Below are 25,276 nucleotides of genomic sequence, written 5' to 3'. Positions count from 1 at the left end.
CCTTATGTACGCATTAGAAATTGAACAGCTGCGCAAGACGTATGCAGGTGGCTTTGAGGCGTTAAAAGGTATTAGTCTCCAAGTGAAAAAGGGTGACTTCTACGCGCTTCTGGGTCCCAATGGTGCAGGAAAATCGACCACGATCGGCATCATCTCTTCCTTAGTGAACAAAACTTCTGGGACGACGAAAGTTTTCGGTTATGACATTGATACCGACCTTGAGTTGGCCAAACAGAATTTAGGCTTGGTGCCACAAGAGTTCAACTTCAATCAGTTTGAAACTGTTGAACAAATCGTGATGCAGCAAGCGGGCTATTACGGTGTGTCTAAAGTATTAGCCAAAGAACGAGCGGAAAAGTACCTGAAAAAACTCGATTTATGGGAAAAACGTAAAGAGCGTGCCCGTAATTTATCTGGCGGAATGAAGCGCCGTTTGATGATCGCCCGAGCTTTGATGCACGAGCCGCAGTTGCTCATTTTGGATGAACCAACGGCTGGGGTGGACATTGAACTACGGCGCTCAATGTGGGAATTTTTGAAAGAGATCAACCAAGAGCAAGGGATTACGATTATTTTGACGACGCACTACCTAGAAGAAGCGGAGATGCTGTGTCGAAATATCGGCATTATTAACCGAGGTGAGTTGATCGAAAACACCACCATGAAGGCGTTGCTAGGTAAGTTAAGCGTCGAGACATTTATCCTAGACATTGAATCTGAAGGCGAGGTGCCTGAGCTTGAAGGCGTCAATCGACAAAGTATTGTTGATGGCTCTTTAGAGATAGAGCTAGATAAAAGCCAAGGATTGAATTCAGTGTTCAGTCAGTTAACAGAGCATGGTATTAAAGTTCTTTCAATGCGTAACAAAGCCAACCGACTGGAAGAGTTGTTTGTCAGCATTGTAAGAGAAGGGAGTAAGTAAATGTACGGTTTATATTGGACGGCATTTCGTAGCTTGCTGAGCAAAGAGATCACCCGTTTTACGCGCATTTGGGTGCAAACTTTAGTTCCGCCTGCAATCACAATGACACTGTATTTCATCATTTTCGGTAATCTAATTGGCTCTCGAATCGGTGAGATGAGCGGCTTTAGCTACATGGAGTACATAGTTCCAGGTTTGATCATGATGTCGGTGATCACCAATTCATACTCGAATGTGGCGTCTTCGTTCTTTAGTGCAAAACTACAGAAGAACATTGAAGAGCTGCTGGTGGCACCGGTGCCAAATTACGTGATTATTGCTGGATACGTAATGGGCGGTGTGACTCGAGGTTTGTTAGTAGGCGCTATTGTTACCTGTGTGTCTCTATTGTTTGTGGATCTGCAAGTTGAACACTGGGGCATTATTGTTGCGACCGTCTTCATGACATCCGTTGTATTTGCTCTAGGCGGGTTGATCAATGCGGTCTATGCAAAAACGTTTGATGATATTTCGATCATTCCTACATTTGTGTTGACCCCGTTAACCTACTTGGGTGGTGTTTTTTATTCCATCAGCTTACTGCCTGAATTTTGGCAAGGTGTCTCTAAGATTAACCCAATCGTCTACATGGTGAATGCGTTCCGTTATGGTTTTTTAGGCGTATCGGATGTGGGTATTGTCACCTCATTCAGTGTGCTTGCGGTGTTTGTGATAGCGCTGTATGCCGTTGCTCATTACTTAGTAACGAAAGGTATTGGGCTAAGAAGCTAAGACTCTCCCACACAACAAAGAGCAGCGAATCATGCTGCTCTTTGGCATGCATAACAATACATACCCATACAATCATTCAGTTTTTATCATGATAGGTTTCAATCATTTGTAATAAATGAGTGACCCTATGAATATTGTCCCGCCGCCGCCTTTCTCCTATCAGTTACTTAAGCCCAAATATTGGTCTGTATGGCTGGCATTTGGATCTTTAGCGATTCTTGTTAATGTACTGCCATACATAGTATTGCGAATCTTAGGTAGAAACATCGGTTGTGTTGCGATGCATGTAATGAAGCGCCGACACAAGATCGCTCTGCGTAATCTCCAGCTGTGTTTCCCTGATTTTACGGACTGGCAATGTAAGGACGTAGTACGAAAAAACTTTCAATATACGGGAATGGCGATCATCGAAACGGGGATCGCCTGGTTTTGGCCAGATTGGCGGATACGTCGGATAACCTCTATTGTTGGAAAAGATCGTTTACTCGCTGAGGAAAAGAATGGCCGTGGTGTGTTGGTGGTGTGCAGTCACCATTTAAACTTGGAGATAACCGCTCGTATTTTTAGCCAGTTTGCCAAAGGTTATGGCGTTTATCGCCCAAATTCGAACCCTGCTTATGAGTTTATTCAACATCGAGGTCGAACTCGTTTTGGGCATCAAATGATTGATCGAAAAGACGTGAAATCAATGCTCAAAGTTCTGAAAAATGGTCATCGACTGTGGTATTTGCCCGACCATGATTATGGCGTCAGCCATTCTGTTTTTGCGCCGTTCTTTGCTGTTGAACAAGCCGCGAGTACCGTGGGCTCTAGTGTGCTTATAGACGCAACAAAGTGTGCGGTCATATCTGGCGTCACAGTGAGCAAGAATCACCATTACACGTTATATATTGGAAAAGATATCAGTGAGCGTTTCGAGAGGCGTAATGCGATTAAAGCGGCAAGTATCTTGAACCAAGAGCTTGAGAAAATGATAAAACGTGATATTCCAGCGTGGATGTGGCTGCACAAGCGGTTTAAAACACGCCCTGAAGGGTTAGATTGCGTCTATACGTAGAAAATAAAAAAGGTCGACTAAGAGTCGACCTTTTTACGTCTTGATGGCTCAGAGCTTACTCTGCGCTCTCTGAGTTTGTATTACTAGACTCTGCTTCTTCCTTCGCTTCGACAACCATATCTACCGTTTGGTTATCGATAAGACGAGCTTTGCCTAAGAACGCAGACATCAGAATGACGGCTTGTGTCGTTTCTGGTGTGATCACTTGTAATGTACGAGCATCACGAATGAAGATCTCATCAGGGTGCAAACCTGCAGCTCGCAGTTGGTCGCTCGCATCTTCGATGATCGATGCGTAGTCATCACGGCCGCCACGAATGGCACTGCTGATCCAACGCATTGTACGAGCAAGTACTGGCGCACGTTGACGTTCGTCAAGTGTAAGCAGACCATTACGTGAGCTCATTGCTAAACCGTCCATTTCACGTACGGTTGGTACACCGATGATTTCAATGTCCATCGCAAGATCGACAACCATCTTGCGGATAACAGCAAGTTGTTGAAAATCTTTCTCACCAAAACAGGCCACATCTGGCTGAACGATGTTAAATAGCTTGTTTACGATGGTTGTGACGCCACGGAAATGACCAGGGCGTGAAGCCCCTTCTAAAATAGTCGATAGACCCGGAACATCAACAAACGTTTGTTTATCAAGCCCTTCAGGATAGATAACTTCTGGTGTCGGCGTAAATACCACATCGACCCCTTCAGAGGTTAACTTGCTTAAGTCTTCCTCTAGCGTACGCGGGTAATTATTTAAATCGTCTGCACGATCAAACTGCATCGGATTAACAAAGATGCTTACGACAACGATATCAGCGTATTCGCGTGCTTTACGCACTAAAGTTAAGTGACCTTCGTGAAGGTTGCCCATGGTTGGGACAAACGCAATTTTACGACCTTCACGTTTAAAGGTTTTAAGGTGTTCACGAACTGCTGAGATTTCCGCAAAAGTTTGCATGCATTTATCCTCTAGGCAATGGTATGAGCGTCGTCTGGGAATACACCGTTGGCTACATCTTCAATGTATTTAGCAACGGCTTTGCGCATATCACCTGTTTCAGCAAGAAAGTTTTTGGAGAATTTCGGCATGTAGTTGGCAGAGATACCGAACATATCATGCATCACGAGAATTTGACCATCTGTCACGTTACCAGCTCCAATACCGATAACAGGCACGTCGAGCACTTGCGTAATACGCTCAGCAAGCTCAGCAGGCACGCACTCTAGTAAGACGATTTGAGCGCCTGCTTCTTGCAGTGCTAACGCATCTTTCACCATGCGGTCCGCTTTTTCTTGATCGCGACCTTGAACTTTGTAACCACCAAAAATATTCACGGCTTGAGGAGTTAAACCAAGGTGAGCACAAACTGGAACCGAGCGTTCAGTGAGCATTTTTACAGTGTCGACTAGCCAGTCACCACCTTCAATTTTCACCATATTGGCACCCGCACGCATCAGTGTAGCCGCATTTTCGCAAGCTTGCTCTGGCGTGGTGTAGCTCATGAATGGCATGTCAGCCATCAACAAACAATTTGGGCTACCTGCGCGTACGCAACGAGTATGGTAAGCGATATCATCGACCGTTACTGGCAGAGTATCGTTGTGACCTTGCAAAACCATACCTAGAGAATCACCAACAAGAAGTACTGGCATTTCTTGGCTTTCAAACAGTTGGGCAAAGCTCGCATCATAAGCGGTTGAAGTAGCAAATTTACGACCTTCTTGCTTCCACTTGATTAGGTCGTTGATGGTCATTTTTTTCATGGTTTTATCCTTACTAGGAGTTGGCTATGACTGCCAGATACTGAGGCCGTTTCTATCTACTTGTTCCAGTAGTTTAGAGACCTCGGTCCCATCGGGGAGTTGTAAACTTGGTGCAATTTCCGCAAGAGGGTAGAGTACGAATTCACGCTCTTTCATTCCATAATGAGGAACGATCAGCCTCTCGGAATTAATCACCTCATTGCCATAAAGAACAATGTCGAGGTCCAAGGTTCTTGGTCCCCAACGTTCGTCTTTACGGACACGCCCTTGTTCTTGCTCAATGGCTTGTGTGCAATCGAGCAATTCAAGAGGCGTCAAACTGGTGTTAATCGACACAACCGCATTAATGTAATCCGGTTGGTTTTGTGGTCCCATTGGCGTGCTGCTGTATAGCGAAGAAGCCTGAACAAATTCTGATTTAGGCAGCGTTTTTAACGCTTCAATCGCTTGCTTCGCTTGGCTGACAGGATCAGCCAAGTTACTGCCTACCGCAATGTACGCTGTGATCATGACTTAGGCTTACTCTTTTTCTTGCGATAGGTTTTACGGCGGCGCTGACCACTCTTCGGTGATTGACCGTCTAGGTCGGCAGCCATTGCTTGACGCATTTCTCGGCCTGCATTTTGGAAAGTTTCCCACCACTTGGCAAGCTTCTGAGTGTCACCACCTTCAATTTCACCGCGCATTTCAAGAAAATCAAAGCCAGCTCTAAATTTATTGAGCTCCATAAGACGGAATGCACGCTTACCGTTGCGTCGTGGAAGACGAAGCTGTAACTGCCAAATCTCGCGAATGGTTGCGGTGTGGCGTCTTGGAATGGCAATTGTACGAACTTGTTCATCAAGAATGATGTTACTCGCTTCCATAATAGCGTCGTAATGGCCTAGGTTGCGCTCTTCCATCAGTTCATCGGCTTTCGCACACAGTGGGTACCACAGCATTGCAGCAAACATAAATGCTGGATTGATGCGTTTCCCATCTTCGATGCGCATGTCAGTAGAATCCAACACGAGATCCAACATTTGCTCTGTGTAAGAGGAGTAATCTTCCGTGAAGTGCGCTGCAATCGTCGGGAAGAGTTGCTGGAATAGGTTGTACTCACGCAGTAGGTGGTAGGTTTCTAAGCCATGACCGGATTGCAATAACTTGAGTGACTCTTCAAAAAGACGCGCTGACGGAATGTCACCGAGCAACGGTGCCATGTGTTCGATTGGTGCCGCGGTGTCTTCTTCAATATCAAAGTCCAACTTTACCGCGAAGCGAACTGCACGCAACATACGTACTGGGTCTTCACGGTAGCGTGTTTCTGGATCGCCAATCAGCCGAATGAGGCGATCTTCTAAATCCTCAATACCACGTGCGTAGTCGTGAATCGAGTAATCCGCGATGTTGTAGTACATCGAGTTAATCGTGAAATCACGGCGCTCAGCATCTTCATCGATGGTGCCGTAGACATTGTCCCGCAGCAGCATTCCTTCTTTCGATTGCTGAGAGATGCTCTTATTCTTTTGCTCTTGGTGGTGACCACGGAATGTCGCAACCTCAATGATGTCCCGGCCAAACATAATGTGAGCCAAGCGGAAGCGGCGACCAATCAAACGGCAGTTACGAAATAGCTGTTTGATCTGTTCCGGCGTTGCGTTGGTCGCAATGTCAAAATCTTTTGGTTTCTGTCCAAGCAGTAAGTCTCGAACCCCGCCACCCACAAGAAAAGCATCGAAACCAGCACCATTTAGACGGTACAGTACCTTCAGTGCATTATCACTGATCTGCTTACGCGAAATGTTGTGCTCTTCACGAGTTATTACATTGAGAGCGAGCTCTGGAATAGTGGCAGGTTCGCTTGGTGTATAGTCGTTTGTATTCATGTGCATCTGGCAATAACTGGGTTTAGTCCAATCTTGCTTTGGTTAGTTTTTGCGCCTCTAGGGCCTAATTTGCGGCTAATGATAGCCTACACAATGCCATTTGAGAATCACGGTGTGATCTCGATCTCTGTTGGAAGCTGTTCCAAGCGCCAGTTTTCGCAGCCCCAACGAAGAATCTCTTCTATGTTGGCCGCTTTTATGGCTTCCGGTATCTCGAAGCCCAAAAATGTCATGGCGCGTAATAGAGTAGGCTTTGGTGTCTCTATATCAATAGCCGTCGCGTGATTTTGTTTCGACAGTTTATTGCCGTTGTTGTCCATCGCCAATGGTAAATGCAAGTAGCTGACTTCAGGCTGCCCAAGTATCTGGTACAGACTGATTTGACGCCCTGTTGGCTCGATTAAGTCTGCACCACGCACGACTTCTGTGACGCCTTGGTCGATGTCGTCCAATACTACCGCAAGATTATAAGCAAATAATCCATCTCGACGTTTAATAATGAAATCTTCATTAACGAGTTGCTCTGGAATCTTAATTGTTCCACGCTTCTGATCGAAGAAATGAGCGACAGGCTTGGTCATTTTTAGGCGAATCGCGCCGTCTTTCAAGTTTTTATCGCGGCAAGTGCCAGGATAAAACCCGCCATGCTCTTTAATTTGCTTTCGAGTACATTGGCAATAATAGGCCTCACCATTTTCGAGCCATGTGTTTATTTGGGCTTGGTAAAGGTCATGACGTTCACTCTGGTATACCACCTCTCCATCCCAATGCAGCTGATAGGCTTTGAGCGCATCTAGGATAAGTTGCGCCGCACCTGGCATTTCTCTTGGTGGGTCCAAGTTCTCAATACGTACTAACCAGGTTCCGTTGTGTGCTTTCGCTTGAAAATAGCTGCCAAGAGCGGCAATCAGTGAACCAAAATGTAAAGGACCAGAAGGAGATGGGGCGAATCGACCTACATAGCGTGTCATGCGTGTATCTCGAATTTAGTAAACAAATGGGATGCAAAGGTAGTCAAAACAAAAAGGGAGCCTGAGCTCCCTTCAATAATCATAATGCTTGGTTGATTAACCTTGCATTTGCTTCTCTTTGATTTCTGCAAGTGTTTTACAGTCAATACATAGGTCAGCGGTTGGACGTGCTTCAAGACGGCGAACGCCAATCTCTACGCCACAAGACTCACAGAAGCCAAAATCGTCTTCTTTGATTTTATCCAAAGTCTTTTCAATCTTCTTGATCAAACGGCGTTCGCGGTCGCGGTTACGCAGTTCTAGGCTGAACTCTTCCTCTTGAGAGGCGCGGTCAACTGGATCTGGGAAGTTTGCTGCTTCGTCCTGCATGTGGTGAACGGTACGATCCACTTCAGCTCTCAGCTGGTCGCGCCAAGCTGTTAAGATTTTCGTAAAGTGTTCAACCTGCTCTGGTGACATGTACTCTTCACCAGGTTTTTCCTGATATGGCTCCACGCCGGCAATGGCTAGGATGCCTATCGTTTTCTTCTTTGATTCTGGCATACAGCATCTCCTACTTACACCTAGTCAACTGCTACGCAGTCAATTTAAGGCGGGTATCTATAGCAAAAAGAGGCGGTGCAAGCAAATACTGAATCGCAAAGTTATCGTCAATGTGAAGACGACATCATTTTTTCTCTTAATTGATAAAATCAATAGCGGAAATCAGCTTCATTCCAGTATCGCTCAGTTCAGCTTTGTAGCAGAGAACTTCCACTCCAGCGTCTTGTGCTTGTTTGAGTAATAGTGAATATTTCGCGTCTATATGGTGCGCCGCGGATACTTTTTCAATACCTGAATGTAAAACAGTGAATAAAAGTATGGCTCTACTTCCATTTTGTGCCATTTCTGTGAGCTCTCTCAGGTGCTTTTGTCCCCGAGTCGTGACCGCATCTGGGAAGTATCCTTGTCCAATAGAGTCGGTCTCATCAAGAAGAGTGACGCTTTTCACTTCTATATAGCACTTTGGCTTGTTGTCTGCGCTGAGCAAGATATCAATTCGGCTATTTTCATTACCGTATTTCACCTCAGTTTGAAGTGTGTCATAACCACAAAGCTCTGAAATGACATTATTTTCAATAGCCTCAACGGCTAATTGGTTGGCGCGCGCGGTATTGATACAAATGCGGTGGCCTTGTTCGGTTTCACTCAACTCCCAACTATTGGGATATTTTCGTTTCGGGTTGTCGGAAGTGGAAAACCAAACTTTGTTTCCGGGTGTCGCACAACCTGTCATAGCGCCAGTGTTTGCGCAGTGGACAGTACGAACTTCACCGGTATCGAGTTCGATATCGGCAAGAAAGCGTTTATAGCGTTTGAGTAGAGTGGCGGACTCTAAAGCGGGTGTGAAATGCATTTGCTTATTTAGACAAAAATTTTTTTATGTACAATGTTGCCACCATTACACCATAAGGTATTTCCTTTGTCACAATTGCCGATTGAAGCCGTGATGCCTGAGTTGCTGACGGCGGTCAAAAATCAACATCAAGTGATCTTAAAAGCGGCGCCTGGTGCCGGTAAGTCGACCTACTTCCCTTTACAGCTCCTCTTAAACCATTCGGTTGTTGGAAAAATCATCATGCTCGAACCAAGACGACTCGCGGCGCGTAACATTGCCCGTTATCTTGCTGAGCAATTGGGAGAACAAGTTGGTCAACGCGTGGGTTATCGAGTTCGTGGCGAGGCAAAGGTAAGTTCTGCAACGCAGTTGGAGATCGTGACCGAAGGGATCATGACTCGGATGATTCAAACTGACCCTGAACTGGATGGTGTTGATCTGCTGATCTTTGATGAGTTTCATGAACGCAGTATTCATGCCGATACCGCTTTGGCATTCAGTTTAGAAGTTCAAGAGGCATTGCGAGACGATCTCAAGCTGGTGGTAATGTCGGCAACGCTTGATCAACAAGCCTTACAGTCGTTGTTGCCGGAAGCCAGTTACATTGAATCAGAAGGACGCAGTTTCGACGTAGAAATGCGTTACCAACCGTTAGGTGTGAATGATCATTTACCTACGAGTATGGCCCAAACGATAGAAAGCCTTATGAATAAAGAATCCGGCTCTTTGTTGGCTTTCCTACCGGGCGTTGGGGCCATTAAACAAGTCGAAGAACGTTTATCTCATTTGGCGGATGATATTGAAGTGTGTCCGCTTTATGGGCAACTGAGCTTTACTGAGCAACAAAAAGCCATCACGCCGGCAGAACACGGCAAGCGTAAAGTCGTACTCGCGACCAACATCGCAGAAACTTCACTAACGATTGAAGGCATTCGCCTTGTGGTTGATTCCGGGCTCGAACGCATTGCCCGGTTTGATTTGAAAAACGGTTTAACACGCTTAGAGCAAACACGCATTGCACAGTCTTCAGCGATTCAGCGTGCAGGACGAGCAGGGCGGATCGAAGAGGGCATTTGTGTTCGTCTTTATTCTGAAAGCCAGTTCAAGCAGCAACCTCTGGTTCCCCAACCTGAAATTTTGCATTCCGATCTATCGAGCTTAATCATGGAGCTGGCCTTTTGGGGTGCGAGTGATATCCACGATCTCAAGTGGCTTGATGTTCCCGCTAACGCGTCATTGGAACAAGCGAAGCAGCTATTGGTGTCATTGGGACTACTGACGGAAAAAGGGCAATTAACGTCCGAAGGAAAACAGGCGCATGAACTAGGCGTTGAGCCTCGTGCGGCTGCGATGCTAATTAAAGCGCAATCTTACAGTGATAAGATGTTAAATGCTGCTTTGGCGGCGGTCGCACTGATTGAAGAGCCAGAGAGAAACGTTACCAATATCGCTCATAGCTTGCATCGTTGGCTTGTTGGTACTCATCCAAAAAAGTCGCTGTTGTTCAAGCGTGCTCAATCTCTAGCGTACAAATTGGATACGGTATTTGACCTGAAAGGCGTGGATGAAGAAGCATTACCGCTGGTGTTAAGTTTGGCATTTCCAGATCGCATTGCGCAGCAGCGCACAAATCAATTTGGGCGATTTACTTTGGCTAATGGTCATGGTGCAGAATGTCGTCAGGAAGACATGCTAGGTGGCTGTGAGTATTTGGTTGCCGTTGACTTAATGCGTTCTCATTCTAACTCCAGTCAAATTCATTCGGCATGTGAATTGGATGTCAATATATTGCGAGCGACCTTTGAAGCGCTATTTTCGTCTGAAGAAGTTGTAGACTGGGATGAAAAAAGAGGGCGTCTAATGGCTGAGCGACAAACAAAACTCGGTCAGCTGGTGGTTGAACGCGAGCCGTTGCCAAGCCCTGGCAAAGAAAAAATGACACAAGCTTTACTCACGTATGTCCGCCGCCAGGGCTTACAGAGTCTAAACTGGACACCGACAGCGGAGAGCTTGTTGGCTCGGGTTCGTTGTGCGGTGGAATGGTTACCCGAGCAATCATGGCCAATGTTTGATGAAGCCAGTTTGTTGGATTCATTAGAAGAGTGGTTAGAGCCGTACATGACGTCCGTCAGTTCGGTTAACGATTTGAGCAAGATAAACTTGGTCGAAGCGCTGAACGCTCGATTAGGTTGGCCACTCAATCAACAGCTGGATGAATGGTTACCAGAGCATTACCAACTGCCGACAGGTTCAAAGAAGCGTATCCGTTACCAGTATGGCCATGAGCCGAAACTATCGGTGCGTATGCAAGAGGTATTTGGTGAGAGTGGCTCTCCTACGGTAGCACTTGGTCGTAAGCGTTTGGTACTTGAACTGCTTTCGCCAGCACAACGTCCGCTGCAAGTGACGTCTGACTTGGCGGCTTTCTGGAACGGAAGCTATAAAGACGTTCAAAAAGAGATGAAAGGGCGCTACCCAAAACACGTTTGGCCAGATGATCCTGCCAATCATGTAGCAACTACGAAAACAAAAAGACAATTGAATAATGACTAACAGCAAGAAGCCTAGCGCGAAAAAAGCGCCAGCGAAGAAAAGTACAACCAATAAAGGAACGACAAAACTGACTCGACGCACACCGAGTAAAAAGCCGGCTAACGAGAAACGTTCGTGGCTGAAAGTTTTGTGGTCATTTAGCTGGAAAGCCGGTGTTGCGCTTGCCGCTGTTTTGCTGTTTGTGGGGATTTACTTAGATAGTGTGGTTAAAGAACGCTTTGAAGGTCAGCTGTTTGAGCTGCCAACGGTGGTTTATGCCCGTATCTTGAACCTAAGTCCTGGTGAGAATATCACTATCCAAGAGCTGCGCAACGAGTTAGATGTGTTGAATTACCGTAAAGTGAGTCAACCTCGTTACCCAGGCGAATATTCCTCTTCTTCCACTCGGATTGAATTGATTCGTCGTCCATTCGAGTTTGCCGATGGTCCTGAGCCGGATCGTCACGTGATGCTCCATTTTTCAGACTCTGGCTTACAGCGTATTCAGTCTTTAGAGTCCCGAGGCGATCTTGGTTACTTACGCTTAGAACCGAAGATGTTGGGGATGCTGGAGAAAGATCAAGATGAGCAGCGTCTGTTCTTGCGTCGTGATCAGTTCCCAGAAATTTTAGTTGATGCACTGCTTGCGACCGAAGACCGGGATTTTTATCAACACGATGGGGTGTCTCCACTCGCGATTGCACGAGCAATGGTTGCAAACATTAAAGCGGGTCGTACTGTTCAAGGTGGTAGTACGTTGACTCAGCAATTGGCAAAAAACCTGTTTTTGACTCGTGATAAAACACTGTGGCGTAAAGTTCGAGAAGCGTATATCGCGTTAATTTTGGATTACCGTTACAGCAAAGATCGTATCTTAGAAGCCTACCTAAACGAAGTGTACCTGGGGCAAAGCGGTGGTGAAGCGATCCACGGGTTTGGCTTGGCATCGCGTTATTACTTTGGACAACCGATCCAAGAGCTGCGAATCGATCAACTGGCGATGTTAGTTGGGATGGTAAAAGGACCGTCTTACTACAATCCAATTCGTTACCCCGAGCGTACGAAAGAGCGCCGCGATCTTGTATTACGTTTGTTGATGCAGCAAAACATGCTGACATCTGAGCAGTATGAGCAAGCCGTCAGTCGTTCGCTTGATACGCAGAGCAAACCACGTATCGCGAGCCGTCAGCCCGCTTATTTCCAGCAATTGAGCATTGAATTGAAAGAAAAAGTGGGGGAGCGATTTAAAGCGGAAACCGGACTGCGCGTGTTTACGTCTCTGGATCCGGTATCGCAAAGCAAAATGGAGCAAGCCATCGCGAAAAAGATCCCGGAGCTAGCTAAACGAGGCGGTAAAGAATTAGAAGCTGCCGCAGTTGCGGTTGATCGTCATAGTGGTGAAATCCGAGCCATGGTTGGCGGTAAACGTGTTGGTTATGAAGGTTTTAACCGCGCGCTCAATGCCAGTCGTCCAATTGGTTCTCTAGTTAAACCAGCGATTTACTTGACGGCTTTAGAACAACCGGAAAAATATAACCTAGGCACGACGCTGCACGACACGCCGCTAAGCCTGAAAAGCAGTAAAGGTAATGTATGGACACCGCGTAACTACGACCGAAAATACCGTGGTGATGTGCCACTCTACATTGCTTTAGCGAAGTCACTCAACGTGCCAACTGTGCGCTTAGGCATGGCGCTTGGTATCCCAGAAGTATCCAATACTTTAGAACGTTTGGGCGTCAACAAAGACGAAATCCGCCCAGTGCCTTCGATGTTTTTGGGCTCGTTTTCTTTGACGCCGTTTGAAGTCGCGCAGATGTATCAGACACTGACGAATTCAGGTAAGCGTGCAAAACTGACCGCTCTGCGCTCAGTCATGGATATGGAAGGTAATGTGCTGTATCAATCCTTGCCTCGTTCATCAAGAGCCGTGGATGAACAAGCTGCATGGCTAACGACCTACGCGATGAAACAAGGGGTTGCTCAAGGCACTGGCCGCTTCTTACAAAGCCAGTTTGGTTGGGCTGCATTGGCAGGAAAAACGGGTACCAGTAATGACAACCGCGATAGTTGGTTTGTCGGTGTTGATGGTCGTGAGGTGACGACAATTTGGCTAGGCCGCGACGATAATAAACCCGTGAATCTAACGGGGTCGAGTGGTGCATTACGAGTGTACGCAGAGTACTTGAAGCAGCGTATTCCTGAGCGCTTAGAGCTCCCATGGCCAAGAGAAATCACCACATTAGGGTTCAAGCCTGCATCTGATGGAGGTTTAGAAATGAACTGCCGTAGTGATTACAAACTGCCGGTTTGGGATAAAACCGGTCAGATAAAGCAACAGTGTGAGAAGAAATCAAACTGGTTAAATAGCATATTTGATTGGTAGCATCGCCAAATCAACAACATTAGCTTGTTTATCTGATTAATTCTTAGTACATATTAGGGCGTGTTAGTACAGTACTGCTAGCACGCCCTACTTGATCTGATATTCAATAAAGGAAGAAGTGAATGTTCAAAAAGCTGTTATCAAGCCCATCGGTTCGCAACTTTGCGCTTTGGGTTAGTACCTTTTTGATGATCACTCCTTCTGTTTCCCTCGCAAACTCTCCAACAAAAACGGATGACTTGGAACCTCGACCAAAGGTGGCGGTTGTGCTCGCTGGTGGCGGAGCGAAAGGGGCGGCACACATTGGGGTTTTAAAAGCATTGGAAGAAATGCAGATCCCTGTCGATATTGTGACCGGTACCAGTATGGGCGCCTATGTGGGTGGGCTCTATGCCACGGGTATGAGTGCTGATGAAATCGAGAGTTTTATCTACACCGTCGATTGGGGCAGCGGTTATCGAGATCGTGTTGACCGTAGCCAACGTCGAGTTCGTGACAAAGAGTATGAAGACCGCTACCAAATTAATACCGACCTCGGCTTAAGGTTCGGTGAGGTACGAGCACCAACGGGTGTGGTGCAAGGCCAGAACATGTTGCGAGTATTGCGTGAGACTACAGGGAACTTAGGGCGATTCGATTCTTTTGATGATCTTGCCATTCCTTATCGCTCTGTGGCGACAGATATTCTTGCGCTAGAGGAAGTGGTTCTTGGCAATGGCTACCTTGTGGACGCCATGATGGCCAGTATGTCTGTACCAGGAGCGCTCCCTCCCTATAAGCTCAATGGCCATATGCTTGTCGATGGTGGCGTCGTTAATAACATGCCTGTCGATGTGGCTCGCGCCATGGGGGCAGATGTTGTTATTGCTGTCGATATTAGCACCGACTACAAAACCGAAGATGAATTTACCGGGCTGTTTACTGTCGCGGACCAACTCTCTAACTATCTCGTTCGTCGTAGTACACAACAGCAAGTGGACGAGCTTGAACCTCAAGATATTTATATTCGTCCCAATGTGGGCACCATGGAAACCGTCGAGTTCGACAAAATGCCTTGGGCTTTTCAAGCGGGCTACGATATTACCAAGCAGCTTGAAGATAAGCTGCTTGGTCTAAGTTTATCGAACGCAGAATACCAAAAGTACATCGATCACAAGCAAGAGGTACGTAAGACGCTGGTTTACGGTGATAAACGCATTGTTGATGACATTGTGATAGTGAATAACACCCACTACAGTGATGTATTACTTACTAACCGTATTCAATTGAAAACAGGTCGTCGTATTCCAACGGCTGAAATAGAAAAAGCTGTTGAAAATCTCTATGCGTTGGATCGTTTTGAGTTAATCACTTATCACTTTGAAGATGTTGATGGTAAGACATTGTTGGTTTTTGATGTTAACGAGAAGTCGTGGGGGCCTAATTATCTCAACTTCCGATTTTTTCTTGAAGATGACTTCGATACAGATAGCCAGTACGGCATAGGAATATCGACCAACTTTACCAATTTAAACTCTCATGGCGCGGAGTTGGCGTTCAACGTAGAAATGGGCACGGATAAGCTGATTGAAGCTGAGTTGTATTCTCCTGTTTTATCTAGCCAAGAACTTTTTGTATCGGGGCGAATTTCCTATGGCAGTGAGAGCCGAAACTTACCTTTAACAGAGCCTCAAGCACCAGATTTAGAGTCAGTAAATGACTTTTTTCCGGTCACTTACGATGATTTTACAACAGAGTTAGCGATAGGTATCCAACCCACATTGTGGCAAGAACTTCGATTTGGCGCTCGCTACTCAACCGGAGATATTGAGCTTTCTACTTTGGCTTCTGCTGGTAAATTGGATTTTGAACGTCGTGGCCTGTTTGCCAACTATCGCCTAGATACACTTGATGATTTCGCATTTCCGACTCGTGGACTTTTAGTCGATCTCGAATATTTAGTGTCTCATGATCAAAGTCCTCAAGGCGTTAGCCTTTTAGAGACTGACAAAATTATTGAAGATACCGTGTATGAAATCTCTGCACGATTTAAAGGTGCAGTGAGTCATCAGCGTCATACTTTAGTCGGACATGCAGAATATAGCTTTGTAGAAAGTAAAAACTCATCGGTTCCGCTTGATCCGAGAGAGTTAGGCGGCTTTTTAAACCTATCTGGTATCCCAAGAAATAGCTTGATTGGACAGAACCTGTTTTTTAGTAGCTTGGTGTACCGTTACAAATGGTTCGACAATGACTTTGGACTATTTGAAGCGCCAGTCTACCTAGGTGCATCAGTGGAATACGGTGGAGTTTGGTCAGATAATGATCTGAAGCTGAATGAAGCGCCACTTTACAATGCTGGCTCTATTTTCTTTGGTGTTGACTCACCAATCGGGCCAATTATGTTGGCTTATGGTCGTACTGAGCAGGATATGGATGCTGTGTATTTGATCGTAGGAACGTCGTTTAATTAACCGGGTATAAGAAAGCAAAAACTTGGCATATTTGGTCAAAATTAGCAGAACTTTAGTCGTAAGTTGCTATGTTGGTCAAAATGATAAGATTTTAATTTAAGGTTAAATTTGCTATTATTTTGCCCACAGTTTGGCCTCTACGGCGCTGTTTCTCAATCATAATTGAATGAAAACAAGGGCAATGGAGAGCCAAGTTTCCAAGGATGTTCACTCCTTTACTTTAACAATAGTAATAATAGAGGAGGAACCGCAATGAGAGGAAAAAGTCGTGCTTGAAGCCTACCGTAAACACGTCGAAGAGCGTGCTGCTGAAGGAGTTGTTCCTAAACCGCTAGACGCAGAACAAGTTGCTGGACTTGTAGAACTTCTGAAAAATCCCCCACAAGGTGAAGAAGAAGTCATTCTTGACCTACTTGAAAACCGTATCCCTCCAGGTGTTGATGAAGCTGCTTATGTAAAAGCGGGTTTCCTAACGGCAGTAGCAAAAGGTGAAGTTAAATCACCATTAGTGAGTCGTGAAAAAGCGGCTGAACTGCTAGGCACTATGCAAGGTGGTTACAACATCGAACCGCTAGTTGAGCTATTGGATGATGAAGCACTGGCAGAGATTGCTGTAGAAGCACTGTCTCATACACTTCTGATGTTTGATGCTTTCTATGATGTAGAAGAGAAAGCAAAAGCAGGCAATGCGCATGCACAGAAAGTACTTCAGTCATGGGCTGATGCTGAGTGGTTCCTTTCTAAGCCTAAGCTTGAAGAAAAAGTCACTCTAACTGTATTTAAAGTAACAGGTGAAACGAACACGGATGACCTTTCACCTGCACCTGATGCTTGGTCTCGTCCTGATATCCCAGTGCACGCACTTGCGATGCTGAAGAACGAGCGTGAAGGCATCAATCCTGATCAACCGGGCAATATTGGTCCGATCAAGCAAATTGAAGAATTGAAAGAAAAAGGTCACCAATTGGTTTACGTTGGTGATGTTGTTGGTACTGGTTCTTCACGTAAATCTGCAACCAACTCAGTACTTTGGTTCATGGGAGATGATATCCCTTACGTTCCAAACAAACGTGCTGGTGGTTATGTGCTTGGTGGTAAAATTGCACCTATCTTCTTCAACACAATGGAAGATGCGGGCGCACTACCAATCGAAGTCGACGTGACTAAGCTCAACATGGGCGATGTTATCGATGTTTACCCATATGAAGGTAAAGTTTGTAATCACGAAACAGGTGAAGTTTTAGCTGAGTTCTCGCTGAAAACGGAAGTACTGATTGATGAAGTTCGTGCTGGCGGTCGTATCCCATTGATCATCGGTCGTGGTTTGACAGACAAAGCGCGTCAATCGCTAGGTCTTGAGCCTTCGGATGTATTCCGTAAACCTGGTGAAATTGCAGATTCTGGCAAGGGTTACACGCTTGCACAGAAAATGGTTGGTAAAGCGTGTGGCGTAGAAGGCATTCGCCCTGGTACCTACTGTGAGCCGAAGATGACGACAGTAGGCTCGCAAGATACTACCGGCCCTATGACTCGTGATGAACTTAAAGACTTGGCGTGTTTGGGCTTCTCTGCTGACCTTGTCATGCAGTCTTTCTGTCACACCTCTGCGTATCCAAAACCAGTAGACGTAAACACGCACCACACACTTCCGGACTTTATCATGAACCGCGGTGGCGTATCTCTTCGCCCGGGTGACGGTATTATCCACTCATGGCTAAACCGTATGCTACTGCCGGATACAGTCGGTACGGGTGGTGACTCACATACTCGTTTCCCGCTAGGTATTTCATTCCCAGCAGGTTCGGGGTTGGTTGCCTTTGCAGCTGCGACAGGCGTTATGCCACTAGATATGCCTGAGTCAATCTTGGTTCGCTTTAAAGGTGAAATGCAACCGGGTATCACACTGCGTGACCTTGTTCATGCCATCCCTTACTACGCGATTCAGCAAGGTCTACTAACAGTAGAAAAAGCGGGCAAGATCAACGAATTCTCTGGTCGTATCCTTGAGATTGAAGGCCTAGAAACGCTAACAGTTGAGCAAGCATTTGAGCTTTCTGATGCTTCTGCTGAGCGTTCTGCGGCAGGTTGTACTGTGAAACTGTCGCAAGAGTCGATCGAAGAGTACCTAAACTCTAACATTGTAATGCTGAAGTGGATGATCTCTGAAGGTTACGGTGACCGCCGTACTATCGAACGTCGTATTACCGCGATGGAAGAGTGGCTAGCAAATCCTGAGCTGATGCAAGCGGATAAAGACGCTGAATACGCACATGTGATTGAAATCGATATGGCTGAAATCAACGAGCCAGTACTATGTGCACCGAATGATCCGGATGACGCTCGCTTGTTGTCTGAAGTACAAGGCACAGCGATTGATGAAGTGTTCATCGGTTCTTGTATGACGAACATCGGTCACTTCCGCGCTGCTGGTAAGCTGCTAGATAAGTTCAACGGACAGCTTGCAACTCGTCTATGGATCGCTCCGCCAACGAAGATGGACAAGGATCAGCTAACGGAAGAGGGTTATTACGGTATCTTTGGCCGTGCTGGGGTTCGAATCGAAACACCAGGATGTTCACTGTGTATGGGTAACCAAGCGCGTGTTGCAGACAAATCAACAGTGATGTCTACCTCAACGCGTAACTTCCCGAACCGTCTAGGTACTGGTGCGAATGTTTACCTGTCGTCAGCTGAGCTAGCTGCAGTAGGTGCAATCCTAGGTAAGATTCCAACCAAAGAAGAATACCTAGAATACGCGAAGCAAATCGACGCTACGGCAACGGATACGTACCGCTACTTGAACTTCCATAAAATGGATCAGTACACCAAGAAAGCGGATGAAGTGATCTTCCAAGAGCCTGCATAAGTTTAACTGCACAATTAAAAAGCACCTCAAACGAGGTGCTTTTTTTATGGGCGCAATTCGCTATACTCCGCACCAAATTGATACGAAAAGGCAATCTCGATGGAATTTGAATTCATCCGTAACACGTTGATGGGCGAGTACTACGTAAAATGCAGCATGGGGCATGAGATTGTTGGGCGCTGGCTACAAGAAGAAATTGGCAAAGATCCTATGAAGATTGCTCAGGTTGAAAAGCTAATTGAGCAGTCATTTTCAGCGCCTTCTCAAGAGCATAACCTAACAGGTACAGAAATTAGCTTGATGATTCAGGGCGATGAAGTCCTAGTGCAAGAAAACGCATTGGCCCATGACCATGATGTTGAGATGGAAAGTGAATTCGATTTCTACAATGCAGAAAGTACAGCAAGCTGTGGAATAGAGGACTTCATGATTCTTATCGAGCGATGGAAAGACTTTTTGAACATTTAGTGCACAGTTTTGGGTAACTTTCCTTCTGTTGCTTTAAATTTGTGAAAAGGGCGCACCGATATGGTGCGCCCTTTTTGTTTATAGATATGTAAATTGACGTTAGTTTTTATTATTCAATGACTTAAAAACTTGGCACGTAGATTGGATTATTAGAAGTGTTTCAGGATGAAAGCTTCGGAGAGAATTGAATGAAAATAATCAATGCCATTATTAAGCCGTTTAAATTAGACGATGTGCGAGAAGCATTGGCTAACGTCGGTATCGAAGGGATGACGGTATCAGAAGTTAAAGGGTTTGGTCGTCAAAAAGGCCACACGGAACTGTATCGCGGCGCTGAGTATCAGGTCGATTTCCTACCAAAAGTGAAAATTGAAATCGCTACTCACGCGGATAATGTTGAGCGAGTGGTTGAAGCGATTACAAAAGCTGCGCAAACAGGAAAGATTGGTGACGGTAAAATTTTTGTCTACGACCTGAACCAAGCGGTGCGTATCCGAACGGGCGAAATGGACGCAGAAGCACTTTAAGAATTCAAGGGATTGGAGAAACTTATTATGGAATTAACAACAACAGTAACCGAGTTACGTTACGCACTTGACACCTTTTTCTTCCTCATTTCCGGTGCGTTGGTAATGTGGATGGCAGCTGGTTTTGCGATGCTAGAAGCGGGTCTTGTGCGATCTAAGAACACAACAGAAATTCTTACGAAGAACATCTGTTTGTACGCAATTGCATGTACGATGTTTCTGATCGTTGGATACAACATCATGTATGTCGACAACGGGGAAGGAGGCTGGTTACCTTCATTTGGTGCGCTGATTGGTACTCAAGGTGAAGGGGCTGATCACTCTCTAGAGTCTGATTTCTTCTTCCAAGTCGTCTTCGTTGCAACGGCAATGTCTGTCGTTTCTGGTGCGGTGGCTGAACGTATGAAGCTTTGGTCTTTCTTGGTTTTCTCTGCGATTTTGACCGCATTTATCTACCCAATGGAAGGTTATTGGACATGGGGCGGTGGTTTCCTAGCAGAAGCTGGATTTAGCGACTTTGCGGGTTCAGGTATCGTACATATGGCTGGTGCTTCTGCAGCTCTCGCTGGTGTGTTATTGCTTGGTGCTCGTAAAGGTAAATATGGAAAAAACGGTGAAATCTACCCGATTCCAGGTTCAAACATGCCTTTGGCAACACTAGGTACTTTCATCCTTTGGTTTGGTTGGTTTGGGTTTAACGGTGGTTCTCAGTTGATGGTTTCAGACTTTGAGAACGCAACAGCGGTAGGTCAGATCTTCCTAAACACAAACGCAGCAGCTGCTGCAGGTGCTATTGCGGCGCTGTTTGTATGTAAAACGACTTGGGGCAAAGCGGATTTAACGATGATTCTCAATGGTGCGCTAGCTGGCTTGGTTGCTATCACCGCAGATCCTCTATCACCATCGCCATTATATGCAGTTGCTATCGGTGCAGTATCTGGCGCGCTAGTCGTATTCAGCATCATTGGCCTAGATAAACTAAAAATTGATGACCCAGTCGGTGCGATTTCAGTACACGGTGTTTGTGGCTTCTTTGGTTTGATGGTTGTGCCACTAAGTAACGGCGATGCTACATTCGGTGCACAGCTTTTAGGTGCTGTCGTTATCTTTGCTTGGGTATTTGGTGCCAGTCTAGTGGTGTGGGCTATCTTGAAAGCAACCGTTGGAATTCGCGTCACGGAAGATGAAGAAATGGAAGGTATGGACATGCATGATTGTGGCGTCGGTGCGTACCCAGAATTTGTCACTGTGAAGTAATCAATAGCCTGTAATAAATAGTTACACTCTCAACATATAAAAACCTGCTCCGATGAGCAGGTTTTTTAATATTTGTCATTGTCTTCTTATTGAACATACATATAATAACGCAACTGATAAACGTTATCATTAGCATGGTAAAGGATTAAACAATGAAAAAACTGCTAACTCTTTCAGCATTAACTTGCGCTACCTTAGCTCCAACAGCAATGGCTGCTGAAGAAGTGAACGTCTACTCTTACCGTCAACCTTTCCTAGTTGAACCTATGTTCAACGAGTTCACTAAAGAAACTGGCATCAAAGTAAACGTAAAATTTGCTAAAAAAGGCTTAGCAGAAAAGCTAGCTCAAGAAGGCGAGTACAGCCCAGCTGACGTTATCCTTACGACAGACATCAGTCGTCTAGCTGAACTGACAAACAAAGGTTTAGTTCAGAAAGTAGATAGCAAAATCATTGAAGAAAACGTACCAGCTCAATACCAAGATAAAGAGAATGAGTGGTTTGCCCTAACTCTACGCTCACGTAGTGTTTACTCTTCACGTGATCGCGTAGGTAAACTAGGCGCAGATTTCAACTATGCAGATCTGGCTAAGCCAGAGTTCAAAGGTAAAATTTGTACTCGTAGCGGTAAGCACCCGTACAACGTTTCTCTAGTTTCAGCAATGATTGCTCACAATGGCGAAGCAGAAACCAAAGAGTGGTTGGAAGGCGTGAAAGCAAACCTTGCTCGCAAACCACAAGGCAACGATCGTGCACAAGTTAAAGCGATCAAAGAAGGTCTATGTGATGTTTCTCTAGGTAACAGCTACTACCTAGGTAAAATGGTTAATGACAAAGAGCAAAAAGCTTGGGCAGATGCAGTTTACATCAACTTCCCTAACCAAGAGACTACAGGTACTCACGTAAACATCTCTGGTATGGCGATGGCGAAGTACTCTCCAAACAAAGACAATGCTGTGAAGCTAATGGAATTCCTAACGGGTGACAAAGCGCAGCAGATGTACGCAGAAGTTAACTACGAGTACCCTGTTAAAGAAGGCGTGAAGCGTTCTGAACTTGTGGAATCTTGGGGTGACTTTAAAGCAGACAAGCTTTCTCTAGACGATATTGCAGCCAACCACGAAGCGGCAATTAAGCTATTAGACGAAGTGAAATTTGACCTTTAATTCCTTGTGGGGGTATAACAGTACCCCCATTTGATTAAAGGATATGAGATGTATTTGCAACAGCATTTGTATTTCATACAGCCTTGCAGTAATTAGGCGATGAAAGATAAACACTCTTTATGGAAAACCAGTAGTGGGGTAATAACTCTGTTACTGGTTTTGCCGATCTTAGCGATCTTCTACACCGCAATTGGTGAAACGGATGATTTGTTTGCCCATTTAATGGCGACAGTCATGCCGACTTATATTTTTAACACGGTTGCGCTCACTATTGGCGTAATGGTGCTGTCCTTAATTCTTGGTATTCCAAGCGCTTGGATAATGGCCATGTGTAAACTGCCGACCGAAAAATGGTTGCAGTGGGCATTGGTGCTACCTCTTGCAATGCCAGGTTATATCATTGGTTATATTTTTACTGATTGGTTTGATTTTGCAGGCCCGATTCAGATCTTTTTGCGTGATGTAACCGGATGGGGACCTGGCGAGTATTGGTTCCCTGACATTCGTACGTTGCCTGGTGCGACCTTTGTGTTGGCTTTGGTGTTGTATCCTTACGTGTATTTATTGTGCCGGGCTGCGTTTATGGAGCAAAATGTCTCTTTATTGCAAAGCGCGCGTTTGCTCAAGTGCTCTCCATGGGAAAGTTTTTGGCGCATCTCGATGCCGTTAGTAAGACCCTCTATCGCAGTGGGTTTATCATTGGTCGCGATGGAGACCATTGGTGACTTTGGTACGGTAAGTTACTTCGCGGTGAATACGTTAACCACAGCGGTCTACGATACTTGGTTGGGGTACTCTAATCTTAATGCGGCAGCCAAGATTTCTGCCATGATGCTCGTCATTGTAGTACTGCTTCTTAGTGCCGAACGATACAGCCGCCGTAAACAAAAGCTTTTTCAAAGCCAATTTAACAGTCACGAAGATTTTCGTTACGAGTTGACGGGCTGGAAAAAGTGGACCGCACTAGTTTGGTGCTGGGGCTTGGTTTCGGTCGCGTTTATTTTGCCGCTACTACAGCTGATTGATTATGCGATCACTTATTTTGTGCAGAGTTGGACCTCAGAGTTTCGTGAATACGCATGGAATAGCTTAGTTGTGTCTGTTATTGCTGCGATTATTGGTGTTGCTGTCGCACTGATCGTTAACTTTACCCATCGAGTCAATGGTAAACGAGAAAGCTTGGCATTTATGCGTCTTTCTTCTATGGGCTATGCAGTACCAGGAACGGTACTAGCCATCGGTGTGATGGTCGCTGTGCTGTTTATGGATCATCGTGTCAACGACGTTGCTAAAGCCATGGAGTGGGGAAGGCCGGGACTTATCTTTTCTGGTTCCATGTTCGCACTAGTATTTGCCATGGTTGTCCGCTTTTCCGCGGTAGCGATTGGTAGTATCGAAAGTAATTTAAATAAAATTTCTCCGTCGTTAGATATGGCATCGCGCACTATGGGTTGTAAGCCCAATGCCATGCTGTGGCGCGTGCACTTTCCGCTGGTTAAGCGCGGTGCACTGATTGCGGCTTTATTAGTGTTTATCGAGTCGATGAAAGAGCTTAATGCGGCTTTGTTACTTCGTCCGTTTAACTTTGAAACACTAGCCACATACGTTTATAACTTCGCCTCGGATGAGCATTTAGAATTGGCCGCTTTGCCAGCGGTTCTGTTGGTTCTTGTTGGGTTGATCCCGCTTGTTGTTGTTAACCGTTCACTGGAGCAAAATCACTGATGAGCTGTGCATTATCAATTAAAAACCTAACGTGCCAATATGACGATCAAACCGTACTCGAATCATTGTCTCTTGAGGTAGAACAAGGGCAGATTGTCTGTTTGCTAGGAGCCAGTGGCTGTGGGAAAACAACACTATTAAAGGCCGTTGCGGGATTATTGCCGTTAACGTCAGGCGAAATGAGTCTAAATTGCGTCACAATTGATGATGGGGAAAACTGGTTGCCGCCAGAACAGCGTAATATCGGGATGATTTTCCAAGATTACGCACTTTTTCCTCACTTGACGGTGGAGCAAAACATTGCCTTTGGCTTAAAGCAGTGCTCGACAAAAGAGAAAAATGCCAAAGTTCAAGAGATGTTAGAACTCGTGCATCTTCAAGGTTATGGCGATCGTTATCCTCATCAATTGTCTGGTGGACAGCAGCAGCGTGTTGCGATTGCTCGCTCATTAGCTTACAGCCCAGACTTACTGTTACTGGATGAACCGTTTTCTAATATTGATACGCAAGTTCGCCATGAGTTGATAAGTGAGATCCGTAAGATTTTTAAGGCCCAAGGTGTGACTGCCATTTTTGTTACGCATAGCCGTGAAGAGGCTTTTGCTTTCGCCGATAAAATGGCAGTGATGAACAATGGAGTCATCGAGCAATATGGCACAGCATCTGAGCTTTACTACCAACCTTCAAGTAAATTTGTCGCTGATTTCTTAGGTGGTGGCAGTTACCTTGCTGCTAAACGAGTTTCGAATTCAGAATATGAAACCCACTTGGGCGTGGTTGAAGCCACGGCTCAACAAGATATTCCAGTACAGGCGGAGTGCTCTTTACTGCTAAGACCGCAGCATGTGCAAATTCAATCCGATGAAGAGAGCTCAGTAACGGTGCTGGAGCAGCACTTTATGGGCGACCATTGCCGCTACGTGATTGATGCGAATGGCGACCGTTTGTTGGCTACAGCATCGCAGGCATTAAATATTGGTGAGTCTGTTGCTGTGAAAATTGAAACGCAGGGCGTGCTGGCATTCGCATAACGTTACTGGGTACCTTTACTATTCTCTTATGCCTACCTACACACAATAAAAAAGCCCGGCAGTGATGCCGGGCAAGTATTCTTCCCCTTAGCGACAGCTTGAATTACATGACAAGCGTAGCCGAAGTGCTC

Annotated in this window: 20 protein-coding genes; 13 read left to right on the top strand and 7 right to left on the bottom strand. The window is 45.7% G+C overall.

The features are described 5' to 3' along the window. The first annotated feature begins 4 nt into the window (after nt 1-4). The 3 genes from NB463_RS12380 to NB463_RS12370 all read left to right on the top strand — a co-directional run bounded on the left by NB463_RS12380 (nt 5) and on the right by NB463_RS12370 (nt 2,750). Nucleotides 5-922 (top strand): ABC transporter ATP-binding protein, encoded by a 918-nt coding sequence (locus NB463_RS12380; RefSeq protein ID WP_005396713.1) that lies wholly within the window; start codon nt 5-7, stop codon nt 920-922. Then, nucleotides 923-1,693, top strand: a complete 771-nt coding sequence (locus NB463_RS12375) for an ABC transporter permease (protein ID WP_005396714.1) — start codon at nt 923-925, stop codon at nt 1,691-1,693. Between the two features lie 127 nt (nt 1,694-1,820). After that, nucleotides 1,821-2,750 carry a Kdo(2)-lipid IV(A) acyltransferase gene (locus NB463_RS12370; protein ID WP_258432222.1) on the top strand — a complete coding sequence of 310 codons (930 nt, stop codon included), beginning with the start codon at nt 1,821-1,823 and terminating at the stop codon, nt 2,748-2,750. A gap of 55 nt (nt 2,751-2,805) precedes the next feature. Here the strand turns inward: NB463_RS12370 and panC are convergent, their stop codons facing one another. From panC to sfsA, 7 genes are all read right to left on the bottom strand, one after another. Continuing rightward, nucleotides 2,806-3,711 (bottom strand): pantoate--beta-alanine ligase, encoded by a 906-nt coding sequence (panC, locus tag NB463_RS12365; RefSeq protein WP_005396717.1) that lies wholly within the window; start codon nt 3,709-3,711, stop codon nt 2,806-2,808. An 11-nt stretch (nt 3,712-3,722) separates the two neighbouring features. Continuing rightward, on the bottom strand, nt 3,723-4,517 hold the full coding sequence (gene panB, locus NB463_RS12360; RefSeq protein ID WP_005396718.1) for a 3-methyl-2-oxobutanoate hydroxymethyltransferase: 795 nt from the start codon (nt 4,515-4,517) through the stop codon (nt 3,723-3,725). Nucleotides 4,518-4,541: 24 nt separating this feature from the next. Then, entirely contained in the window at nt 4,542-5,027 is a 486-nt protein-coding gene (gene folK / locus NB463_RS12355; protein ID WP_005396720.1) for a 2-amino-4-hydroxy-6-hydroxymethyldihydropteridine diphosphokinase, read from the bottom strand. Continuing rightward, entirely contained in the window at nt 5,024-6,391 is a 1,368-nt protein-coding gene (gene pcnB / locus NB463_RS12350) for a polynucleotide adenylyltransferase PcnB (RefSeq protein WP_005396721.1), read from the bottom strand. The genes folK and pcnB overlap by 4 nt, the downstream gene beginning before the upstream one ends. A 101-nt stretch (nt 6,392-6,492) precedes the next feature. Continuing rightward, nucleotides 6,493-7,356 carry a tRNA glutamyl-Q(34) synthetase GluQRS gene (gene gluQRS / locus NB463_RS12345; protein WP_258432220.1) on the bottom strand — a complete coding sequence of 288 codons (864 nt, stop codon included), beginning with the start codon at nt 7,354-7,356 and terminating at the stop codon, nt 6,493-6,495. A gap of 96 nt (nt 7,357-7,452) precedes the next feature. Further along, nucleotides 7,453-7,899, bottom strand: a complete 447-nt coding sequence (gene dksA / locus NB463_RS12340) for an RNA polymerase-binding protein DksA (protein ID WP_005386584.1) — start codon at nt 7,897-7,899, stop codon at nt 7,453-7,455. Nucleotides 7,900-8,035: 136 nt separating this feature from the next. Further along, nucleotides 8,036-8,752 carry a DNA/RNA nuclease SfsA gene (gene sfsA / locus NB463_RS12335; RefSeq protein ID WP_258432219.1) on the bottom strand — a complete coding sequence of 239 codons (717 nt, stop codon included), beginning with the start codon at nt 8,750-8,752 and terminating at the stop codon, nt 8,036-8,038. Between the two features lie 66 nt (nt 8,753-8,818). Between sfsA and hrpB the strand changes: the two genes are divergently transcribed. The 10 genes from hrpB (at nt 8,819) to NB463_RS12285 (ending at nt 25,145) form a co-directional block, all read left to right on the top strand. Next, entirely contained in the window at nt 8,819-11,287 is a 2,469-nt protein-coding gene (gene hrpB, locus NB463_RS12330) for an ATP-dependent helicase HrpB (protein ID WP_258432218.1), read from the top strand. Beyond that, nucleotides 11,280-13,652: a penicillin-binding protein 1B gene (gene mrcB, locus NB463_RS12325; RefSeq protein WP_258432217.1), complete on the top strand. Its 2,373-nt coding sequence runs from the start codon at nt 11,280-11,282 to the stop codon at nt 13,650-13,652. Before hrpB ends, mrcB begins: the two co-directional genes overlap by 8 nt. Before the next feature lie 122 nt (nt 13,653-13,774). Next, nucleotides 13,775-16,105 (top strand): patatin-like phospholipase family protein, encoded by a 2,331-nt coding sequence (locus tag NB463_RS12320; RefSeq protein WP_258432216.1) that lies wholly within the window; start codon nt 13,775-13,777, stop codon nt 16,103-16,105. 268 nt (nt 16,106-16,373) lie between these two features. After that, the gene (gene acnB, locus NB463_RS12315; RefSeq protein WP_047008968.1) at nt 16,374-18,971 is read left to right on the top strand and encodes a bifunctional aconitate hydratase 2/2-methylisocitrate dehydratase; all 2,598 of its coding nucleotides are present in this window, start codon (nt 16,374-16,376) and stop codon (nt 18,969-18,971) included. Nucleotides 18,972-19,070: 99 nt separating this feature from the next. Beyond that, nucleotides 19,071-19,439, top strand: coding sequence for a YacL family protein (locus NB463_RS12310; RefSeq protein WP_012841428.1), 369 nt, complete (start codon nt 19,071-19,073; stop codon nt 19,437-19,439). Nucleotides 19,440-19,627: 188 nt separating this feature from the next. After that, the gene (locus NB463_RS12305) at nt 19,628-19,966 is read left to right on the top strand and encodes a P-II family nitrogen regulator (RefSeq protein WP_005396729.1); all 339 of its coding nucleotides are present in this window, start codon (nt 19,628-19,630) and stop codon (nt 19,964-19,966) included. 27 nt (nt 19,967-19,993) lie between these two features. Continuing rightward, nucleotides 19,994-21,223 (top strand): ammonium transporter, encoded by a 1,230-nt coding sequence (locus NB463_RS12300; protein ID WP_046875065.1) that lies wholly within the window; start codon nt 19,994-19,996, stop codon nt 21,221-21,223. 152 nt (nt 21,224-21,375) lie between these two features. Continuing rightward, nucleotides 21,376-22,389: a Fe(3+) ABC transporter substrate-binding protein gene (locus NB463_RS12295; RefSeq protein ID WP_005386566.1), complete on the top strand. Its 1,014-nt coding sequence runs from the start codon at nt 21,376-21,378 to the stop codon at nt 22,387-22,389. A gap of 99 nt (nt 22,390-22,488) precedes the next feature. After that, nucleotides 22,489-24,114: an ABC transporter permease gene (locus NB463_RS12290; RefSeq protein ID WP_258432213.1), complete on the top strand. Its 1,626-nt coding sequence runs from the start codon at nt 22,489-22,491 to the stop codon at nt 24,112-24,114. Further along, nucleotides 24,114-25,145: an ABC transporter ATP-binding protein gene (locus tag NB463_RS12285; protein ID WP_258432212.1), complete on the top strand. Its 1,032-nt coding sequence runs from the start codon at nt 24,114-24,116 to the stop codon at nt 25,143-25,145. Before NB463_RS12290 ends, NB463_RS12285 begins: the two co-directional genes overlap by 1 nt. The last annotated feature ends 131 nt before the right edge of the window (nt 25,146-25,276 follow it).

The organism is Vibrio sp. RM-41-2B (assembly GCF_024744415.1).
GTDB classification, from domain to species: Bacteria; Pseudomonadota; Gammaproteobacteria; order Enterobacterales; family Vibrionaceae; genus Vibrio; species Vibrio diabolicus.
Note: the sequence above shows the minus strand (reverse complement) of the source record. Positions and strands in the feature narration are given on the sequence as shown.

Bases quoted from the DNA above. Each gene is read 5' to 3' on its own strand.
- NB463_RS12380 (WP_005396713.1), top strand. From the start codon at position 5: ATGTACGCATTAGAAATTGAACAGCTGCGCAAGACGTATGCAGGTGGC.
- NB463_RS12375 (WP_005396714.1), top strand. From the start codon at position 923: ATGTACGGTTTATATTGGACGGCATTTCGTAGCTTGCTGAGCAAAGAG.
- NB463_RS12370 (WP_258432222.1), top strand. From the start codon at position 1,821: ATGAATATTGTCCCGCCGCCGCCTTTCTCCTATCAGTTACTTAAGCCC.
- panC (WP_005396717.1), bottom strand. From the start codon at position 3,711: ATGCAAACTTTTGCGGAAATCTCAGCAGTTCGTGAACACCTTAAAACC.
- panB (WP_005396718.1), bottom strand. From the start codon at position 4,517: ATGAAAAAAATGACCATCAACGACCTAATCAAGTGGAAGCAAGAAGGT.
- folK (WP_005396720.1), bottom strand. From the start codon at position 5,027: ATGATCACAGCGTACATTGCGGTAGGCAGTAACTTGGCTGATCCTGTC.
- pcnB (WP_005396721.1), bottom strand. From the start codon at position 6,391: ATGCACATGAATACAAACGACTATACACCAAGCGAACCTGCCACTATT.
- gluQRS (WP_258432220.1), bottom strand. From the start codon at position 7,356: ATGACACGCTATGTAGGTCGATTCGCCCCATCTCCTTCTGGTCCTTTA.
- dksA (WP_005386584.1), bottom strand. From the start codon at position 7,899: ATGCCAGAATCAAAGAAGAAAACGATAGGCATCCTAGCCATTGCCGGC.
- sfsA (WP_258432219.1), bottom strand. From the start codon at position 8,752: ATGCATTTCACACCCGCTTTAGAGTCCGCCACTCTACTCAAACGCTAT.
- mrcB (WP_258432217.1), top strand. From the start codon at position 11,280: ATGACTAACAGCAAGAAGCCTAGCGCGAAAAAAGCGCCAGCGAAGAAA.
- NB463_RS12320 (WP_258432216.1), top strand. From the start codon at position 13,775: ATGTTCAAAAAGCTGTTATCAAGCCCATCGGTTCGCAACTTTGCGCTT.
- NB463_RS12310 (WP_012841428.1), top strand. From the start codon at position 19,071: ATGGAATTTGAATTCATCCGTAACACGTTGATGGGCGAGTACTACGTA.
- NB463_RS12305 (WP_005396729.1), top strand. From the start codon at position 19,628: ATGAAAATAATCAATGCCATTATTAAGCCGTTTAAATTAGACGATGTG.
- NB463_RS12300 (WP_046875065.1), top strand. From the start codon at position 19,994: ATGGAATTAACAACAACAGTAACCGAGTTACGTTACGCACTTGACACC.
- NB463_RS12295 (WP_005386566.1), top strand. From the start codon at position 21,376: ATGAAAAAACTGCTAACTCTTTCAGCATTAACTTGCGCTACCTTAGCT.
- NB463_RS12290 (WP_258432213.1), top strand. From the start codon at position 22,489: ATGAAAGATAAACACTCTTTATGGAAAACCAGTAGTGGGGTAATAACT.
- NB463_RS12285 (WP_258432212.1), top strand. From the start codon at position 24,114: ATGAGCTGTGCATTATCAATTAAAAACCTAACGTGCCAATATGACGAT.